The organism is Rhodoferax sp. GW821-FHT09E07, assembly GCF_059416145.1.
This window is the reverse complement of the sequence record NZ_JBWKOP010000001.1, coordinates 296,474-313,768: the sequence shown is the minus strand read 5'-3', so window position 1 is coordinate 313,768 and position 17,295 is coordinate 296,474. Positions and strand designations below refer to the sequence as shown.

Annotated in this window: 19 protein-coding genes; 4 read left to right on the top strand and 15 right to left on the bottom strand. The window is 64.2% G+C overall.

The window, feature by feature from the left end; genetic code table 11:
* Positions 1-2: 2 nt before the first annotated feature.
* From AC07OE_RS01590 to AC07OE_RS01580, 3 genes are read right to left on the bottom strand one after another with little or no spacing between them, the layout of a single operon-like run.
* Positions 3-383: a cupin domain-containing protein gene (locus AC07OE_RS01590; RefSeq protein ID WP_495068809.1), complete on the bottom strand. Its 381-nt coding sequence runs from the start codon at positions 381-383 to the stop codon at positions 3-5.
* Positions 384-403: 20 nt separating this feature from the next.
* Entirely contained in the window at positions 404-1,621 is a 1,218-nt protein-coding gene (locus AC07OE_RS01585) for an MFS transporter (protein WP_495068808.1), read from the bottom strand.
* Positions 1,614-2,096 carry a MarR family winged helix-turn-helix transcriptional regulator gene (locus tag AC07OE_RS01580; protein ID WP_495068807.1) on the bottom strand — a complete coding sequence of 161 codons (483 nt, stop codon included), beginning with the start codon at positions 2,094-2,096 and terminating at the stop codon, positions 1,614-1,616. The genes AC07OE_RS01585 and AC07OE_RS01580 overlap by 8 nt, the downstream gene beginning before the upstream one ends.
* An 80-nt stretch (positions 2,097-2,176) precedes the next feature.
* On the opposite strand from AC07OE_RS01580, the gene AC07OE_RS01575 reads away from it, so the two are divergent.
* On the top strand, positions 2,177-2,722 hold the full coding sequence (locus tag AC07OE_RS01575) for a PaaI family thioesterase (RefSeq protein WP_495069124.1): 546 nt from the start codon (positions 2,177-2,179) through the stop codon (positions 2,720-2,722).
* Between the two features lie 26 nt (positions 2,723-2,748).
* Positions 2,749-3,162 carry a lactoylglutathione lyase gene (gene gloA / locus AC07OE_RS01570; protein ID WP_495068806.1) on the top strand — a complete coding sequence of 138 codons (414 nt, stop codon included), beginning with the start codon at positions 2,749-2,751 and terminating at the stop codon, positions 3,160-3,162.
* A gap of 64 nt (positions 3,163-3,226) precedes the next feature.
* Here gloA and AC07OE_RS01565 read toward each other — a convergent pair whose 3' ends face one another.
* Positions 3,227-4,198 carry a helix-turn-helix transcriptional regulator gene (locus tag AC07OE_RS01565; protein ID WP_495068805.1) on the bottom strand — a complete coding sequence of 324 codons (972 nt, stop codon included), beginning with the start codon at positions 4,196-4,198 and terminating at the stop codon, positions 3,227-3,229.
* Positions 4,199-4,288: 90 nt separating this feature from the next.
* On the opposite strand from AC07OE_RS01565, the gene AC07OE_RS01560 reads away from it, so the two are divergent.
* Complete coding sequence (locus tag AC07OE_RS01560; RefSeq protein WP_495068804.1) at positions 4,289-4,915, top strand: LysE family translocator; 627 nt, start codon at positions 4,289-4,291, stop codon at positions 4,913-4,915.
* Here AC07OE_RS01560 and AC07OE_RS01555 read toward each other — a convergent pair.
* The 9 genes from AC07OE_RS01555 to AC07OE_RS01515 form a co-directional block, all read right to left on the bottom strand.
* The gene (locus AC07OE_RS01555) at positions 4,912-6,543 is read right to left on the bottom strand and encodes a methyl-accepting chemotaxis protein (protein ID WP_495068803.1); all 1,632 of its coding nucleotides are present in this window, start codon (positions 6,541-6,543) and stop codon (positions 4,912-4,914) included. The two genes, AC07OE_RS01560 and AC07OE_RS01555, sit on opposite strands and share 4 nt — an antisense overlap.
* 197 nt (positions 6,544-6,740) lie before the next feature.
* Entirely contained in the window at positions 6,741-7,220 is a 480-nt protein-coding gene (locus AC07OE_RS01550) for a VOC family protein (protein ID WP_495068802.1), read from the bottom strand.
* Positions 7,221-7,251: 31 nt separating this feature from the next.
* Positions 7,252-7,899, bottom strand: a complete 648-nt coding sequence (locus tag AC07OE_RS01545; protein ID WP_495068801.1) for a dihydrofolate reductase family protein — start codon at positions 7,897-7,899, stop codon at positions 7,252-7,254.
* Positions 7,900-8,091: 192 nt separating this feature from the next.
* Entirely contained in the window at positions 8,092-8,733 is a 642-nt protein-coding gene (gene eda, locus AC07OE_RS01540) for a bifunctional 4-hydroxy-2-oxoglutarate aldolase/2-dehydro-3-deoxy-phosphogluconate aldolase (RefSeq protein ID WP_495068800.1), read from the bottom strand.
* A 33-nt stretch (positions 8,734-8,766) separates the two neighbouring features.
* A complete protein-coding gene (gene edd, locus AC07OE_RS01535; RefSeq protein WP_495068799.1) occupies positions 8,767-10,635 on the bottom strand; it encodes a phosphogluconate dehydratase in 1,869 nt (622 codons plus the stop codon).
* 86 nt (positions 10,636-10,721) lie between these two features.
* On the bottom strand, positions 10,722-11,273 hold the full coding sequence (locus AC07OE_RS01530) for a nucleotidyltransferase family protein (protein ID WP_495068798.1): 552 nt from the start codon (positions 11,271-11,273) through the stop codon (positions 10,722-10,724).
* Positions 11,263-12,273: an XdhC family protein gene (locus AC07OE_RS01525; RefSeq protein ID WP_495068797.1), complete on the bottom strand. Its 1,011-nt coding sequence runs from the start codon at positions 12,271-12,273 to the stop codon at positions 11,263-11,265. Before AC07OE_RS01525 ends, AC07OE_RS01530 begins: the two co-directional genes overlap by 11 nt.
* Before the next feature lie 25 nt (positions 12,274-12,298).
* On the bottom strand, positions 12,299-14,437 hold the full coding sequence (locus tag AC07OE_RS01520) for a xanthine dehydrogenase family protein molybdopterin-binding subunit (protein ID WP_495068796.1): 2,139 nt from the start codon (positions 14,435-14,437) through the stop codon (positions 12,299-12,301).
* An 11-nt stretch (positions 14,438-14,448) separates the two neighbouring features.
* Positions 14,449-14,913: a (2Fe-2S)-binding protein gene (locus tag AC07OE_RS01515; protein WP_495068795.1), complete on the bottom strand. Its 465-nt coding sequence runs from the start codon at positions 14,911-14,913 to the stop codon at positions 14,449-14,451.
* Positions 14,914-15,135: 222 nt separating this feature from the next.
* Here AC07OE_RS01515 and pdxH point away from each other — a divergent pair, with 222 nt between their 5' ends.
* Positions 15,136-15,774, top strand: coding sequence for a pyridoxamine 5'-phosphate oxidase (gene pdxH / locus AC07OE_RS01510; RefSeq protein WP_495068794.1), 639 nt, complete (start codon positions 15,136-15,138; stop codon positions 15,772-15,774).
* A gap of 12 nt (positions 15,775-15,786) precedes the next feature.
* Here pdxH and AC07OE_RS01505 read toward each other — a convergent pair whose 3' ends face one another.
* On the bottom strand, positions 15,787-16,737 hold the full coding sequence (locus AC07OE_RS01505; protein WP_495069123.1) for an AEC family transporter: 951 nt from the start codon (positions 16,735-16,737) through the stop codon (positions 15,787-15,789).
* Between the two features lie 21 nt (positions 16,738-16,758).
* Positions 16,759-17,289, bottom strand: a complete 531-nt coding sequence (locus AC07OE_RS01500; protein ID WP_495068793.1) for a DUF3299 domain-containing protein — start codon at positions 17,287-17,289, stop codon at positions 16,759-16,761.
* Between the last annotated feature and the right edge of the window lie 6 nt (positions 17,290-17,295).

Sequence of the window (17,295 nt, the reverse complement as noted above, 5' to 3'; positions counted from 1 at the left end):
GCCTAGCCGCGCACAAACAGGGTGACTAGCGGCTGGTCGCCGACCTGCTGGCTCCAGTGGCCATGGATGGCGGGGTCAAACGTAGCGCCTTCGGGCAGCAAGTCGGCGGAGTAAAAATGCTCACCCGCCTTGAAGATGCGCGATTCGCCATGCACGCCGATTTCCATTTGCCCCTGCAGGATGAAACACCACTGCGTGTGGCCCGAGCAGTGGAACTGGCTGCGAAAGCCCACCGGGCTGGTGCGCAGCTGGTAGCCGCCGGAGGCAAACACCGCGGACAATGCGGACTGCGGCGTGCCGCCGTCCAGCGGGATCTCTTCCTCGCGGAATTTGGCAAACCCGTCGGTGTCGGTGAACAAAATGACTTTGGTGAAGGTGCTCATGCGGCCGGAGTTTACGCGGGCTAGCGGACCAGTTTGGCCTCTTTGATCGGCAGGTGGATCAGCGCAGCACCCACAGCCAGCACGATGTCCATGTACCAAACCCAGTTGTAGCTGCCGGTGGCATCAAAAATCTTGCCACCCAGAAACGCCCCCAGGAAGCCGCCCACCTGGTGCGTCAGCATCACCAGGCCAAACAGCGTGGCCATGTGCGCCGTGCCGAAGAACTTGGCCACCAGCCCTGCCGTGGGCGGCACGGTGGACAGAAAGCTCACACCCATGACCGCGGCAAACACGAGTACCACGGGGCCGGTCTTGGGGGCCAGCAGGAACACCAGTACGGCGATGGCGCGCACGCTGTAGACCAGCGACAGCAGCGACTTCATGCGCCAACGGCCCACGGCCCAGCCCATGGCGATGCTGCCCACGATGTTGAACAGGCCCAGGATGCCGAGCGCCCAGGCGCCCCACTGCGTAGGCAGACCACAGGCGGCCACCACGCCCGGCAAATGCGTGGCCAGAAACGCCACGTGGAAGCCACACACAAAAAAGCCCGCTGCCAACAGCAAGAAACTGGGCGTGCGCAGCGCCAGGCGCACCGCCTCCCCCGTGCTCATGGTCTTGGCGCCAGGCGCTGCCACCTGTACGTTGTTGCCCTTGAGGAAGAAGGCCGCCGGCAGCGCCAAGAGCACCAGGCCCGCCATCACCTGCATGGCGTTGCCCCAGCCCACGCTGACCATGAGCGCCCCGGCAATGGGCGCCATGATGAACTGGCCGAACGAACCACCCGCATTCACGATGCCCGTAGCCATGCCGCGTTTGTTGGCGGGTAGCAGGCGCGTAGTGGCAGCCATCAGCACGGCAGGGCCGGCCATACCCGCGCCGCCAGCGGCCAGCACGCCAATGGCAAAAATCAACCCGGCGGTGGTGGTCATCAAGGGCGTGATGAAGGTGCCCAGCGCCACCAGCGACACCCCCAGCAACAGCACGCGCCCCGCGCCCACGCGGTCGGCGAAGGCGCCCGCAAACGGCTGGGTGAGCCCCCACCAAAGCTGGCCAAACGCGAAGGCCAGGCTGATGCTGCCCACGCCCAGACCCGTGGACGTGTTGAGCGAACTGAGGAATAGGCCCATGGTCTGGCGCGTGCCCATGGTCAGCGCGAAAGCGCCGGCCGCGGCCAGCAAAATCACCCAGACCGCAAAGCTGCGGGGGGCGGAAGTTGTGATTGGGGTATCAGACATCATCGTCTCCAGTGTCCAAGGGGGATAACAGTTCCAGGGATTCGTCAATCAGGGCGTGCAGCGCGTTCACGCGCGCCGCACCCAGGATGTGGTTGATGGCCTCTTGCGCCACGCGCCATCTGCGCTGCGCCTCAGTGCGCTTGGCCTGGCCGTCAGCGGTGGCGGTGATGAGGCGGCTGCGGGCGTCGTTACCCGCGTTCACTGCGATCCATCCGGCGGCAATGAGGGGCTGCAGGTTGCGCGACAGCGTGGAGGTGCTCATGCGCATGACTGCCGCCAGATCAACCGCCCGAAGCGGCCCCAGCTTCACCACGTGGGAGAGCAAGGAGTATTGGGTGATCTTTAGCCCGACCTTGCCCAACTCGGTGTCGTAGTGCACAGAGACGCGGCGCATCAGCTGGCGCAATTTCAGGTTGGTGCAGCCCTGCGGTTTGGGAACGTCGGTGACAGCAGCCGGCTTGACAAGGGTTTTCATGCCAATTATTGTAGATACATTAGTTGTATATGCAACAATATATTCTCAATAACCCTACCGCCGAGATTTCCATGAACACCATGACCACTCCCTCCACCCTGGATGCCTGGCTGGCCGAAGAAGCCGATGTTGTGAGCCGTTTGAACGCTGGCCCCGGCCCTGGTGTGGCCCGCCCGGACCAGATCGCGACGCTCACGGGCCTGGAGCAGATGCAGGCCATGCTGCGCGGCGAGCTGCCCTACGCTGCCATTGCCAAGACACTGGACTTCACCATCCTGGAAGTGAGCGAAGGGCGTGCCGTGTTCCAGGGCACACCGGGGCCGGCCCACCTCAACCCCATGGGCACCATCCACGGCGGCTGGTACGCCACGCTGCTGGATTCGGCGCTGGGCTGCGCGGTGCACACCATGATGCTGCCCGGGCGCGGCTACACCACGGCAGAACTGGGCGTGAACCTCGTCAAGGCCATCGGCCCCAAGGTGCAGCGCATCCGCGCCGAGGGCAAGGTGATCCACTGCGGCCGCCAGCTCGCCACCGCCGAGGCCCGTCTCTACGGCCCCGACGGCACGCTCTACGCCCATGCCACCACCACTTGCCTGGTGTTTGACCTCAAGCTGCCCCGGTAAACGCAGCCTACGGCACAATGTTCAGCATGCGATTCCTCCACACCATGCTGCGCGTTGGCAACCTTCAACGCTCCATCGATTTCTACACCAGCGTGCTGGGCATGCAGGTACTGCGCACCTCGGAAAACCCCGAGTACAAATACAGCCTCGCCTTCCTCGGCTTTGAGGGTGGCAACCCCGGCCAGGCCGAGATCGAGCTGACCTACAACTGGGGCGTGGAAAGCTACGAGCTGGGCACCGCCTACGGCCACATCGCCCTGGGCGTGCCCGACGCCTATGCGGCCTGCGAGAAGATCAAGGCCGCTGGCGGTAACGTGACGCGCGAGGCCGGCCCGGTCAAGGGCGGCACCACCGTGATTGCCTTTGTGACCGACCCCGATGGTTACAAGATTGAGCTCATCCAACGCAAAGAAGACGCAGCCGGCGCCGGACTGCGTTAAGCGATCCGCTACCAAATAGATAGCGGATAGTTCAATATCCACGGGGGCTAGGCCCCAATTTTGTTCATACACCCTCCCCATAGCAGACCTGAATCGCTTGCAGGCGCTGCGCGATGGCCCGGCGCAGGGCCACGGGGGACACCACCACCACATGTGGCGCCATGCGCAGCAGCTGGTAGCTGGCGTTTTCCAGCGTTTCTATCGGGATCTTGAGGCGCACCGTCTCGCCCTCGGGCGCTGACGATGCCTGGGCCGCCAAGGCCTTGGCCACCGCGCTGCTGAGCTGGCGCAGCTGCTTCACGCCCTGCGCCGTGGCCTGAACCATGGCATGGCCCTGGTACAGCTCGGCTTCAAAGCGCTGGATGGATTCAGTCCAATAGGCGGGCAGGTCAAAGCGCTTGGGCCGCGTGCTGGCCTCGTCCAGCAGCACCGCGCCAAGGATGTTGGAGATGCGGTAAGTGCGCGGCTTGGCATCGGAGCTTGCCACCAGATACCACACACCCGCCTTCAACACCAGCCCCAGAGGGTGCACGGTGCGCTGCACCTCGGCCTTCCAGCTGTCGTAGCGCAGGCTGAGCTGCCGGTCTTGCCACACGGCGGCGGCCACCGTGCCCAGGTGTGGCACGGGGTCGGCCTCACGGTACCAGTCGGCCGGGTCCAGGTGAAAGCGGGCCTGCACGCGCTGAGCATCGTCGCGCTGGTGCGCGGGCAGCGCGGTCATCAGCTTGAGCTGCGCATCCACCACCTGCTGACCCAGGCCCAGCTCGGCCGCAGGGCCGGCCAGCCCGCTCATGAAGACGGCTTGTGACTCGGACGCCGTGAAGCCCGTCAGCGTCGTCTTCCAGCCCTCTACCAGCTGAAAGCCGCCATTACGGCCCTGCTCTGCATAAATGGGCACGCCGGCTGCGGTGAGCTGGTCCACATCGCGGTACAGCGTGCGCACCGACACCTCCAGTACCTGGGCCAAGGCCTGTGCGCTCATGCGCCCGCGGGTTTGCAACAGCATCTGGATGGTGAGGAGGCGGCTGGCACGCATGGCTGCATGGTAGCCATAAAAGCTGACATTCGGTGGCAGCTATTGCCGAACACACTCATACCCATCTTCAGCAATTAACAAGGAATCGAGATGGAACACCTCTGGCTTTACGCGGTTTTGGTGGCGGGCATCGTGGTGCTGCCCGGCATGGACATGGCCTTTGTGCTGGCCAGCACGCTGGTGGATGGCCGGCGCTCCGGCGCTGCAGCCGTGGCGGGCATCGTATTGGGCGGCATGGTGCATGTGGCCATGGGTGCGCTGGGTGTGGGTCTGCTGTTGCAGCACTTTCCGCTGGCGTTCAACGCACTGCTGCTGGCCGGCAGCCTGTATGTGGCTTGGATGGGCTGGGGCTTGCTGCGCAACACGCAGGCGCTGTCGGAGGTGCAGGACCAGCCTTCGCGGCCCTTGCACAACACCTTCCTGCGGGCCACCCTCACCTGCCTGATGAACCCCAAGGCGTACATCTTCATGCTGGCCGTGTTTCCGCAGTTCATTCGCCCGCAGCTGGGCAATATCGCCGCCCAGTCCGTCGCCCTGGGCGCTATCACCGCCGCGGCGCAAATTGCCGTGTACGGTAGCGTGGTGCTGGTGGCCGCGCAATTGCGCGTGTGGTTGCGTGGAAGCTCCAGCAGCCAAACCACCTTCAGCCATTGGCTGGGCGGCTTGCTGGTGCTGACTGCGGTATGGACCCTGTGGATGGGATGGCGGGCCGCCTAAGCCAAGCGCGCCATCTGAAGCGGTGCCAACCGGACGGCCTGGGCTGCAGGTGCGCGCAACGCTGTTGCATCATCGTCGTTCAGCTTGAAGATACCTACCGTGCGCACCAAGTCGTGTGCCTGGGCTTTGAGACTGCTGGCCGCTGCAGCCATTTCCTCTACCAGGGCCGCGTTCTGTTGGGTGACTTGGTCCATTTGCATGACGGCCTCGCCAATTTGGGAGACCCCGGCGCTTTGCTCACCGTTGGCCGCACTGATTTCGCCCATCAAACTCGTGACGCGCTGAATGGAATCCACCACCTCGGTCATCGTGACACCCGCTTCGTCTACCAGATGACTCCCGAACTCCACCCGCTCCACGCTGGCATTGATCAAGGTCTTGATCTCCTTTGCGGCCGCGGCTGATCGGCCGGCCAAGGAACGCACTTCCGAGGCCACCACCGCAAACCCTCGCCCCTGTTCACCCGCACGGGCAGCCTCCACCGCGGCATTCAGCGCCAGGATATTGGTCTGGAACGCGATGCCGTCAATCACACTTATGATGTCGGAGATTCGTTTGGACGAATCGTTGATGCCCCGCATGGTCTCCACCACCTGGCCTACGACGGAGCCGCCTTTGATGGCCACATTGGACGCGTTGATCGCCAGCTCGTTAGCTTGGCGGGCGCTGTCCGCGTTTTGCTTCACCGTTGCACTCAGCTGTTCCATGGAAGCCGCGGTCTGCTGCAAGGCACTGGCCTGCTCTTCCGTGCGGCCACTGAGGTCGTTGTTGCCTTGGGCAATCTCTGAACTGGCAGCCGACACCCCCTCGGACCCCGAGCGCACCTTGCGCACCACCTGGGCCAGACTCGCTTGCATCATCTGCAGGTGAACCATCATGCTGCTGCTGTCGTTGGGACGCACCGCAATCTGCAAACTCAAGTCGCCATTCGCTACCGCTTTGGCTACCTCTGCCGCTGCAGCGGGCTCGCCCCCCAACTGCGAGGTGATGGAACGGGTCACCAGCCAACCCAGAACAATGGCCAATGCAAAACTCAAGGAGTTCGCGGCAATCAGCAGCGTGCGCGCCTGCTGGTAGTCGGCCTGCGACTCGGCGTATTGTTTTTCACTGTTGGCATGCTGGAATGCAATGTTCTCGGCCAATGCATCCTGCCATTTCTGCGTCGCGGGGATGGACTCTTTGAAGAGAACCTCCTTGGCCTCATCGTCCTTGTCGGCCAACCCAAGCTCCAGCACCTTGTCGTTCAACGGACGCGCGGCGTCACGGGCGCTCGATATCTTCTGGCGGTTTTGCCGCCCCGTCTCGCCGGCCGGGAATTTCTCCAACTCCGCCCATGCGCGGTCATAGTCGGCACGGGCTTTGGTGATCTTGAGAATCTCGCGCTCCATCTCAGCTTTGTCGGTCAACAGCACCACACTGCGCATCACCCGTGCAACCACGTGAACAGAATCGGACATCTCGGTGTTCAACCGGATCTTGACGTTGTTGTCGAGCACGACATCCTTGAGGTTGTCTTGGATAGCTGTCAGCTTGGAGATGGACAGCGCAGCGGCAAGCACGCTGATGAAGAGGACGATGCCAAAGGCGTAGGCCAGCCGACGGGCAACCGTCAAATTCTTGAAATTCATGTATTTCCTCCTTGAATTGCGTGTGGATTCGACAAGCACCTGTAGGCTTGTGTGACAGCCAAGCGAACAGGTTCCGGCACCCATAATGGCTAAAAAGGCAGGCTTGTCAATACGCAAAGCAGCCACGCACATGCCCCGACGGCGATGGGAAATACAGGCCCGGCTATTGGCGACGCCAGAGCGTTCGCTCTCAGCGATTAGCCCCGACGGGCCGCCTCGATTTTTGCGATGTCGATCTTTCCCATTTCCATCATCGCGTCGAACACACGCTTGGCCGCGGCACGGTCTGGGTCCGCCATGGCGATGGTGAGAGCCCCCGGCGTGATCTGCCACGACAGGCCCCAGCGGTCTTTGCACCAACCGCACTGGCTCGCCTGACCACCATCGCCCACGACGGCATTCCACAGGCGGTCCGTCTCCTCCTGGTCGTCCGTCGCCACCTGGAACGAAAAGGCCTCAGTGTGCTTGAACATGGGCCCGCCGTTGAGGCCTAGGCACGGAATGCCCATCACGCTGAACTCCACCGTCAGCACATTGCCCGCCTTGCCCATGGGGTAGTCCCCGGGGGCGTAGTGCACCGCACCCACCGCACTATTGGGAAAAGTCTTGGCATAGAACTGTGCGGCCTCCAGTGCGCCACCGTCGTACCAGATGCAGATCGTGTTCTTGGGGGTCATGGGGCTGCTCCTTGGGTGGGCTTGGGTGTGATCACTGCCGCGTCAATACCACGTGCGTTGCCAGCGGCGAACTCTCATGCCGGGTGCAGGCATAGCCCAGCGCCGGCAGGTTGATGCCTTCAAACAGCCGCTCACCCGCGCCCAGCAACACCGGGGAGATGGCAATGTGCATTTCGTCGATCAAGCGCAAACGCAGGTACTGCTGGATGGTGTTCACGCCACCGCCTACCCGCACGTCCTTGCCGCCAGCTGCGGCACGCGCACGCTCCAGCGCCACGGCGGGACCCTCGGTGACAAAGTGGAACGTGGTGCCGCCCTCCATGACCAGCGGCGGGCGGGCGTGGTTGGTCAGCACAAACACGGGCACGTGGTAGACGGGGTTGTCACCCCACCAACCGCGCCAGCTCTCGTCCGGCCAGGGCCCGCGCACGGGACCAAACATGTTGCGCCCCATGATCCAGGCACCCATGTTCCGGAAACCCCGCTGGGCAAAGTCGTCATCAAGGCCTGTGGCCCCGCCATCGTTACCAAACAGGTGCTTCTGAAACGTGCGTGTGGACATGGCCCAGCCATGCAAGGAGGTACCGCCGACACCCAGGGGATTGGCCAGGTCCTGGTCTGGCCCGGCACCGAAACCATCCAGCGAGATGGTGAAACTTTCTACGCGTAATTTGGACATGGGTTTTCCTTGGGTTGCGGGCAACAGTTTGCCCCAGACGGCGCCATTTGGCCAAAACTCTGTTCGACTCCCTGGGTCTGCAGGGTTACTTGGCTAGCCGCGGGGCGCACTGAACACTACAAAATTCATAGCTACTCGGGCAATAAAAAAGAGGGCCTCAGCCCCCTTTGTTATTGAATCACCTGCGCAGCCTTACTTGCGCAGTGCCTGCGTATCCTTCGCCAACTGCGTGATCTTGTCCCACTCGCCCTTGGCCATGGCATCGGCCGGCACGATCCACGAGCCGCCTACGCACACCACGTTGGGCAGGGCCAGAAACTCCGGCGCGTTCTGCAAAGTCACGCCGCCGGTGGGGCAGAACTTCACGTCGAAGAACGGGCCACTCCAGGCCTTGAGCATGGCGAGGCCGCCGGCTTGCATGGCGGGGAAGAACTTGAGCTGGGTGAAACCATCTTCCTGCGCCATCATGATTTCGCTGCCAGTGGCCACACCGGGCAACAGCGACAGGCCCAGGTCGCGGCAGGCTTGGCCCACGGCGCTGGTGTAGCCGGGGCTCACCGCAAAGCGTGCACCGGCGTTGGCGGCGGCTTGTGCATCGGCCTTGCTGCGTACGGTGCCGGCGCCAACCACGGCTTCGGGCACGTCACGGGCAATGGCTTCCATGCAGGCCAGGGCCTGGGGAGTGCGCAGCGTCACTTCCAGCATGCGCACGCCGCCAGCCACCAAGGCGCGGGCCATGGGCACGGCATGGGCCACGTCGTTGAGCACGATGACGGGAATAACAGGGGCGTCCTGCATCACTTGCAGGGCGGTAAAGGCGGGGGCTTGAGACATATAAATTCCAGATCGACGTTATAGATTGTTGGTTTAAAACCAGGTGCAGGCGCCCTCTTCGGCGGCCAGTGCGTTGCGGCGGAAGTTGGCAAACAGTTCGCGGCCCATGCCGATGCCGTTGGCAGCGCGCAGTTCTTCGGGCATGGTGTCCAGCGGGCGAGCCGCCCATTCGGCGTCGCTGACAAGCACTTGCAGGGTTTCTGCATTCGCATCCAGGCGGATGATGTCGCCATCGCGCACCTTGGCCAGCGGGCCACCCGCGGCGGCTTCGGGCGACACGTGGATGGCGGCAGGCACCTTGCCCGATGCCCCACTCATGCGGCCGTCGGTCACCAGCGCCACGCGGAAACCCTTGCCTTGCAAAACGGCGAGCGGCGGTGTGAGCTTGTGCAGTTCGGGCATGCCGTTGGCCTGCGGGCCCTGCCAGCGCACGACGCAGATGACGTCGTGGTTCAGCTCGTTGGCGCTGAAGGCCTTGTGCAGCGCATCCTGCGAGTCGAACACGCGGCAGGGTGCTTCGATGATGTGGCGATCGTCCGGCACGGCGGACACCTTAATGACGCTGCGGCCCAGGTTGCCCTTGAGCAACTTGAGGCCACCGCTGGCGCTGAAGGGTGCGCTGGCGGGACGCACCACGCTGTCGTCTTTGCTGACACCGGGGTCTTGCCACTGCAAGCTGCCGTCGGTCTTGGCCGAGGGGATGGTGGTGAATTCACGCAGGCCGTTGGCGCGCACGGTCAACACATCGGCGTGCATGAAACCGGCGTCCAGCAGTTCGCGGATCACATAGCCCGGGCCGCCAGCGGCCTGGAACTGGTTCACGTCGGCGCTGCCGTTGGGGTACACGCGGCTCAGCAGCGGCACCACATCGGACAGGGCCGAGAAGTCATTCCAGTCGATCACGATGCCGGCCGCGCGGGCCACGGCCACCCAGTGGATCAAATGGTTGGTGGAGCCACCGGTGGCCAGCAGGGCCACCATGGCATTGACGATGCAACGCTCGTCCACCACCTTGCCAATGGGCGCAAAACGTTTGGCCTTGGTGATGGCCAGCACGGTACGCACGGCTTCGCGGGTCAACTCCTGACGCACGTCCTGGCCGGGGTTGATGAAGGCAGTGCCGGGCACGTGCAGGCCCATGGCTTCGAGCAGCATCTGGTTGCTGTTGGCCGTGCCGTAGAAAGTGCAAGTGCCTTCGCCGTGGTACGCAGCACTTTCGGCGGCCAGCAGCTCGGGGCGGCCCACCAGGCCTTGGGCCGCTTTTTCGCGCACCTTGGCTTTTTCGTTATTGGGCAGGCCCGAGGTCATGGGGCCGGCAGGCACAAACACGGTGGGCAGGTGGCCAAAGTGCAGCGCGCCAATCAGCAGGCCGGGCACGATCTTGTCGCACACGCCCAGCATGAGCGCGGCGTCAAACACATCGTGGCTCAGCGACACGGCGGTTGCCATGGCAATGGCATCGCGGCTGAACAGGCTCAGCTCCATGCCCGGGGTGCCCTGGGTCACGCCATCGCACATGGCAGGCACGCCGCCGGCCACCTGGGCCGTGGCGCCGTGCTTGCGGGCTTCCACCTTGATGAGGTCGGGGTAGTGCTGCAGTGGCGCGTGGGCCGAGAGCAGGTCGTTGTAGGCGTTGACGATGCCAATGTTGGCGCCCTTCTCTTCCACGATCTTGAGCTTGTCCAGACCGGTGACGCGAGTCTTGTCGGCGTCGGGCATGGCGGCAAAGGCGTGGGCCACGTTAGCGCAGCCCATGCGGTCAGCGCCAGGCTTGCGGTTGGCGGCCTGGTCCAGTTGGGCCAGGTAGGCGGTGCGAGTAGCCACGCTGCGCTCGCGGATGCGGCGGGTGACGGCCTCGACAACGGGGTGCAAAGCGGCGGGGGATGGGGTGGTGTCTGGCATGGTGGTCTTGTAACTAAATTACACTTCCTGATGGTAACTGGGAAAGCACTGCTTGTGTGCAGGCAGAGTTACCAGGCGGGTACGAACTAGCGGGATTGCCGCCACGCGGCGCGGGCCCGCTCCAGGTCATCCAGGGTGTCAATGTCCATCACGCAACCCGCATCACTCACTATCATTTTGCTAGCTGCTCGCGCAGATACGACGGGGGCTGCACCCTGATTTCCCTGCAAACTGGCAAGCGCGTCACCACAGCGGGCGGCGAAGCGGACCGGGTGGCCGCGCTGGCCTTCAAACCACGGTACCAGAACATCCCCTTCCAGAGGCGCGCGGGCGATGGTAACCAAAGTATCCGGTTGTACCAGCGGCAGGTCCGCCGGCAGCACCATCCAGCCTCCCGGTGCATCGCGCGTGGCGCGCACGGCGGCAGCAATGCTGTCGCCCATGCCGGGGTGGCCCGCGTCTTCCAGGTGCCAGCGCAGACCGCTGGCGCGCACGGCGTCCAGCGTGCGCTGCAGCACGGTGGCGCCACACAGATCGGCCTGCAATTTGTGGGTGGTGCCGCCCGAGGCTAGAAAGCGCTCGCCCCGACCCGAGGCCAATACCAGCACCACGGGCAGGTGCTGGGCTTCAGGTGGCACAACTGGATGCGGCGTGGGTCACGGCAGGCGTAGCCACCGTGTTCTTGACCTGGATGATTTCGGCCAGGATGGACACGGCAATCTCGGCCGGCGTGCGCGCGCCAATCTTCAGCCCCACCGGACCATGCAAGCGGGACAGTTGTGATTCGGTCAAGTCAAAGTGCTCGGCCAGGCGCTGCTTGCGTGCCTCCTGGTTGCGGCGGGAGCCCAAGGCCCCCACGTAAAACGCATCGCTGCCCAGCGCCTCCAGCAAAGCCATGTCGTCCAGCTTGGGGTCGTGGGTAAGCGCCACGATGGCGGTGTGGGCGTCTGGCTGCAACGCGCGCACCACATCGTCCGGCATGCCCTCCACCCGGCGCACGCCGGGCACGCCCGCCATTTCCAGCACCGCGGCATATTCCTCACGCGGGTCGCAGACCAGCACTTCAAAGTCCAGCGCGGTTGCCATGCTGGCCACCGCCTGCGACAGCTGGCCCGCGCCTATAAGCAGCAGGCGCCAGCGCGGGCCAAACAGCGTGGTAAGTGTGGAGCCGTCAAACTGCATGGCTTGGCCACGCACCGCGTCATGCAGCGTGACCAAGCCGGTGGAGAGCGTGAGGGTGCGCGCCACCAGCTGGTGGTCTGCCGTGCGCTGCAGCACGGTACGAATCCAGCCGGTGTCTTGCAAGGGCTCTTGCACCAGGCGCAGGGTGCCGCCGCAGGGCAGGCCGAAGCGCGCGGCCTCCTCCTTGCTCACGCCATAGGCCATCATGGACGGCTTGCCCGCTGGTGTTGGCGCAGGTTGGTTCAGCGCGGCCTTGGTACGGGCGATCAGATCGTCCTCCACACAGCCGCCCGACACCGAACCGCTGACCACGCCATCGTCACGCACGGCCAGCAGCGCCCCGGGCGGGCGCGGCGCGCTGCCCCAGGTCTCCACCACCGTGACCAGCGAAACGGCGTGACCGGCCTGCTTCCAGGCCAACGCGTCCCCCAATACCCTTAAATCCAGACTTTCCATAGCTGCACTGTAGCGGCGTGGCCGCTCAGGCCGCGCGGATGGCCGCTTCGGTGATCGGTAGCTTGCGCACGCGTTTGCCGGTGAGCGCAGCCACCGCATTCGCAATAGCAGGCGCCACCAGGGCCGTGGCGGGCTCGCCAATGCCGCCAGGCTTCTCGGTGCTATTGACCAGCGTGATGTCGATCACCGGCGTTTCGTACATGCGCACCAGCGGGAAGGTGTTGAAGTTGGTCTGCTGCACGCGCCCGTTGACCAGCGTGATCTCCTGCATGGTGGCGGCCCCCAGGCCAAACACGATGCTGGACTGGATTTGCGCCTCCACGGTGTCCGGGTTCACCATGCGACCCAGATCGGCCGCCACGGTGACTTTGTGCACTTTCACGGCACCGCCCTCCAGGCTGATCTCGGCCACCTGGGCCATGTAGGTGTCGTAGCCTTCCATGAGCGCAATGCCGCGCGAGCGGCCCGCAGGGAGCGGTGTGCCCCAGCCGGCCTTGTCCGCCGCCAGCTTGAGCACATTGGCAAAGCGGGGCTGCGAGCCCAACAGGCTCATGCGGTAGGCGTAGGGGTCTTTGCCTGCGGCGATGGCCAATTCGTCAATGAAGCTCTCGTTGGCAAAGGCGTTGAGCGCGTGGCTCACCGAGCGCCAGTAGCCCACGCGCAGGCCAGCGTCGTGCTTGACCACGTCGTGGCGCGAGGCGGGGACCTCGTAGCCCGCTACGGCGGCCTCCGTCATCAGCGGGTCCTGCACCGGCGCTGGCAGGCCAAAGATGCGACCGGTAACCGACTGCGAAGTCAGGCGGAAGGTCATGGCGCTGGGCTTGCCGTCCGCACCCAGGGCTGCGGCCATGGTGTGGATGGCCTGCGGGCGGTAGAAATCGTGCGTCATGTCGTCTTCGCGCGACCACACCAGCTTGACCGGCTTGCCCACGGCCTTGGAAATTTGCGCGGCCTGGATGATGAAGTCGATGTCAATGCGCCGGCCAAAGCCACCGCCCAAGAAAGTCGTCTCCACGCTCACGTCTTCAGGCTTGACACCCACCGCAGCCGCAATCGCGCTTTGTGCGGCGTCTTGCCACTGCGTGGGCCCGATCAGGCGCACCTTGCCGTTGTTGTAGTCGGCGGTGAAGTTCATGGGCTCCAGCGGCGAGTGCGAGAGCAGCTGGCTCGCGTACTCAGCCCGCACCACTTTGTCCGATGCGGCAATCACCGCATCTGGGTCGCCCACGGCCTTCAGCGGTATCGGCGTGCCGGTCTTGGCCGCACCGCGCAGACTGTCGAGCATGGCTTTTTCATTCAGCGCAGCGCCCGCACCTTCGTCCCAGGTGATGTTGACGGTCTTGCGGGCGGCGTTGGCACGCCACCAGCTGTTGGCCACCACGGCCACACCGTCAGGGATCTCCACCACGGCAATCACGCCGGGCATGGTTTTGGCCTTGGTTGCATCAAACGACTTGACCTTGCCGCCGATCACCGGACACTGCTCCAGCGCCGCGTAGACCATGCCGGGCAGCTTCACGTCGATACCGAACTGGGCCGTGCCGTTGACCTTCATTGGGGTGTCCAGGCGCTTGGTGCGCTTGCCCACGATGGTGAAGTCTTTGGGGTCTTTGATGGCCACTTTTTCGGGCACCGGCAGCTTGGAGGCTTCCGCGGCCAGCGATCCGTAGCTGGCTTTTTTGCCGTTCGGTCCTATCACCATGCCGTCGGCCGCTTTGAGCGTGGAGCGGTCCACATTCCATTGGTTGGCTGCGGCAGTAATCAACATTTCACGCACCTGGGCGCCGCCGATGCGCAGCTTCTCCCAGCCATCACGCACCGAGGTCGACCCGCCGGTGAGCTGCGGGCCGCCCAGCAGCGGATTGCCATACAGCTTGGCATTGGGTGGGGCAATGCGCACCTTGACCTTGCGCAGGTCCACGTTGAGTTCTTCGGCAATCAGCATGGGCATGGAGGTGTAGACGCCCTGCCCCATTTCCGAGCGCGCAGAGATCAGTGTGATGGTGTTGTCGTCGGCAATGTGCACCCAGGCGTTGGGCGTGTGTACGGTGCCTGCAGCCTGCAGCGCGCCGGGCACCGCAATGCCCATCAGCAGGCCACCGCCGGCAATGGCGGAAGACGTCTTGAGGAAGTCGCGGCGGGAAGTGTTTTGGATAGTGGTCATGGTGCGGCTCCTCAGGCTTTGCGCATGGTGGAGGCCGCATCCTTGATGGCGGCCTTGATGCGGGGGTAGGTGCCGCAGCGGCAAAGGTTGCCACTCATGGCGGCGTCGATGTCCGCGTCTGTCGGGTTCTTGTTGCCCGCCAGCAATGCTGCCGCGCTCATGAGCTGGCCAGACTGGCAGTAGCCGCACTGCGGTACGTCATGCTTGATCCATGCCACTTGCAGCGGATGGGTGTTGTTGCGCGACAGCCCCTCCACAGTGGCCACTTTCTTGCCGGCCACGGTGGACAGCGGCGTCTGGCACGCGCGCACCGGCGCGCCGTTGACATGCACCGTGCACGCGCCGCAGAGTGCCGCGCCGCAACCGAATTTGGTACCGGTCATGCCCAGTTCATCTCGGATCACCCACAGCAAGGGGGTATCTGGCTCCGCATTCGCGGTCACTGCCTTGCCGTTGACTTGGAATTTGACGCTCATCGTGACATCTCCTGGTGAGAGGGGCATGGCGCGCACCGCCTGCCCTTCGGTTGTTGGTGCAAAACACAGCCTAGTACTCGGCACCACCGCCAGTTAGCGGGTAAGCCCTAATGCCAGGATGGCAACCGCTTGGCGGCCCCACCCCACTGTCCGCTGCGCGACACCTGTGGGCCTATGACCCAGCGCAACGCGTGGGCTGCGCGCACTTCCTATACTGCGGGCATGACCTCCATTGCTGACCTCCGCAAAAGCTACGAACGTGCCGAACTGGACGAAAAAGCCTCGCACGCCGATCCCCTGCAACAGTTTGACCAGTGGCTGAAAGAAGCCATTGCGGGCGAGGTACCCGAACCCAACGCCATGACGCTGGCCACGGTGGGCAGCGACCTGCGCCCCAGCACCCGCGTGGTGCTGATCAAGGGGTATGACGCGCGTGGCGTCGTCTGGTACACCAACTACGACAGCCGCAAGGGCCACGAGCTGGCCGGCAACCCCTATGCCGCCCTGCAGTTTCACTGGGTGGAACTGGAACGCGTGGTGCGCATCGAAGGCGTGGTGGAAAAGGTGAGCGCTGAGGAAAGCGACGCTTACTTCCACAGCCGCCCACTGGATTCACGCATTGGCGCCTGGGCATCCCCCCAGAGCGAAGTGATACCGGGACGTGGTGTGTTGGTGACCAATGCGGCCAAGTACGCCGCGCAGTTTTTGTTGCAACCACCGCGGCCGCCACACTGGGGCGGCTACCGGCTCAAGCCGGACAACTGGCAGTTTTGGCAAGGGCGCAAGAGCCGGTTGCATGACCGGTTGCGGTATTCCTTGGAGGCGGACGGCTCCTGGCGGAGGGAACGGTTGGCGCCTTAGGCCCCAGCCGCGTCAGGCAATCAAAGGCACCAGCGTCATCACTAGCGTGACGCTGAGCAGCGCCACCAGTGTGGACACCGCAACACTGGCCGTTACCAAATCCTCCGCCCGCTGGTAGCGCTGCGAGAACAAAAACACATTGGCACCAATGGGCAGCGAGGCGGCCACCACGAGCACCGTGAGTGACATGCCGCGCAGGCCAAATACATAGCCCGCCAGCGCCATGAGTGCGGGGTGCAGCAAGGTTTTCACCGCAGACACCACCAGCGCGCCCTTGAGGTGCTGGCCAATGGAAGCCTGCGACAGCGTGACCCCCACCAGCACCAGTGCCACCGGGCCGAAGGCGTTGCCCAGCAACAGCAGCGGGCGGTCCACCACCTCGGGCAGGGTCCAGCCCGTCTGCGCAAACAGCAGGCCGGCGATGATGGGCATGGGCACAGGGTGCACCACGGCGTTGCGCACGGCCAGGCCGATGGAGACCAGCGGGTGGCGCTCAGGCGCATCGCTGTGTTGGGACTGCTCACGCGCGTGCAGCAACTCCAGCACCACGGTGGCCATGGTCAGCAGCACCAGGGCGTGCAAAGAGATCAGGGTGAACAGCAGCACCAGAGCGTCTTTGCCATAGGCCAGCCCCACCAGCGGAATGCCGATCATCACGGTGTTGCTGAACGTGCCCGACAAGGCGATGACCGCCGCCCGGCTGCTAGCACCCTGGATTAGCAAGAGCGTCGTGAATAGGCCCGCGGCCACGGCAAAGTAGAGCGAGACGGGGCGAAAGTCCAGCGTCTCGACGTGCACGCTGCTCATGGTGCGAAACAGCAGCGCCTGGGTTAGCACCAGGAAAACGAGGTTTGAGAGATCGCGTACCGCCTCCTGGCGGATCAGCTTGGCCTTGCCGGTAACGAGGCCCACCACAATCAGCAGGACCACCGGCAGCAGGGAGGAGACGACCGGGTTGTCCAGCGGCATGCGCGGCCTGCCCGCTTACTTCACGGGCACCGCATCGGTGATGCGGTAGTACAGGCCATAGGGATCGTCGTTGAGCACCGCAAACTGGCCTTCCACCACCACGGCTTCCATAGAGTACTTCACCGGGGTTTTGGTTTTCACCTCCACCATGCTCTCGGGTCCGCCAGGCACACAGAAGGGGCAGGTCAACGGCACGGAGCTCAGCAGAAAGTGCTTCTGCTTCTCACCGGGCTCCAGCGGCATCATGAAGCCCTGGATGCGCTGGCTCTTTTTGTTGAGCGCCTGCACGTCCGACGGGAACACGGGCAACAGGCGGTTCTTGTCGTTCTTGGTTTTCACCGCGGTCAGCACCGACCAGGGCAGCACATCGGCGCGGTCCTTGAGCGGGGCAAACGGGCTGTTGGGGCCGTGCACACCGGGGCCGCTGCCCAGCGGAATGCCGCCCGGCGGAATGGCCGCTCCGCCCATGGGCGAACTGAGCTGGGCGATGGCAGCCCCAGCCAGCAGGCTGAGGGACAGGGCAAACACGCGGGCCAAGGGTTTCATGGTGTG

Bases quoted from the DNA above. Each gene is read 5' to 3' on its own strand.
- AC07OE_RS01565 (WP_495068805.1), bottom strand. From the start codon at position 4,198: ATGCGTGCCAGCCGCCTCCTCACCATCCAGATGCTGTTGCAAACCCGC.
- AC07OE_RS01575 (WP_495069124.1), top strand. From the start codon at position 2,177: ATGACCACTCCCTCCACCCTGGATGCCTGGCTGGCCGAAGAAGCCGAT.
- AC07OE_RS01580 (WP_495068807.1), bottom strand. From the start codon at position 2,096: ATGAAAACCCTTGTCAAGCCGGCTGCTGTCACCGACGTTCCCAAACCG.
- AC07OE_RS01585 (WP_495068808.1), bottom strand. From the start codon at position 1,621: ATGTCTGATACCCCAATCACAACTTCCGCCCCCCGCAGCTTTGCGGTC.
- AC07OE_RS01550 (WP_495068802.1), bottom strand. From the start codon at position 7,220: ATGACCCCCAAGAACACGATCTGCATCTGGTACGACGGTGGCGCACTG.
- edd (WP_495068799.1), bottom strand. From the start codon at position 10,635: ATGCCAGACACCACCCCATCCCCCGCCGCTTTGCACCCCGTTGTCGAG.
- gloA (WP_495068806.1), top strand. From the start codon at position 2,749: ATGCGATTCCTCCACACCATGCTGCGCGTTGGCAACCTTCAACGCTCC.
- AC07OE_RS01545 (WP_495068801.1), bottom strand. From the start codon at position 7,899: ATGTCCAAATTACGCGTAGAAAGTTTCACCATCTCGCTGGATGGTTTC.
- AC07OE_RS01500 (WP_495068793.1), bottom strand. From the start codon at position 17,289: ATGAAACCCTTGGCCCGCGTGTTTGCCCTGTCCCTCAGCCTGCTGGCT.
- eda (WP_495068800.1), bottom strand. From the start codon at position 8,733: ATGTCTCAAGCCCCCGCCTTTACCGCCCTGCAAGTGATGCAGGACGCC.
- AC07OE_RS01520 (WP_495068796.1), bottom strand. From the start codon at position 14,437: ATGACCACTATCCAAAACACTTCCCGCCGCGACTTCCTCAAGACGTCT.
- AC07OE_RS01590 (WP_495068809.1), bottom strand. From the start codon at position 383: ATGAGCACCTTCACCAAAGTCATTTTGTTCACCGACACCGACGGGTTT.
- AC07OE_RS01525 (WP_495068797.1), bottom strand. From the start codon at position 12,273: ATGGAAAGTCTGGATTTAAGGGTATTGGGGGACGCGTTGGCCTGGAAG.
- AC07OE_RS01515 (WP_495068795.1), bottom strand. From the start codon at position 14,913: ATGAGCGTCAAATTCCAAGTCAACGGCAAGGCAGTGACCGCGAATGCG.
- pdxH (WP_495068794.1), top strand. From the start codon at position 15,136: ATGACCTCCATTGCTGACCTCCGCAAAAGCTACGAACGTGCCGAACTG.
- AC07OE_RS01560 (WP_495068804.1), top strand. From the start codon at position 4,289: ATGGAACACCTCTGGCTTTACGCGGTTTTGGTGGCGGGCATCGTGGTG.
- AC07OE_RS01555 (WP_495068803.1), bottom strand. From the start codon at position 6,543: ATGAATTTCAAGAATTTGACGGTTGCCCGTCGGCTGGCCTACGCCTTT.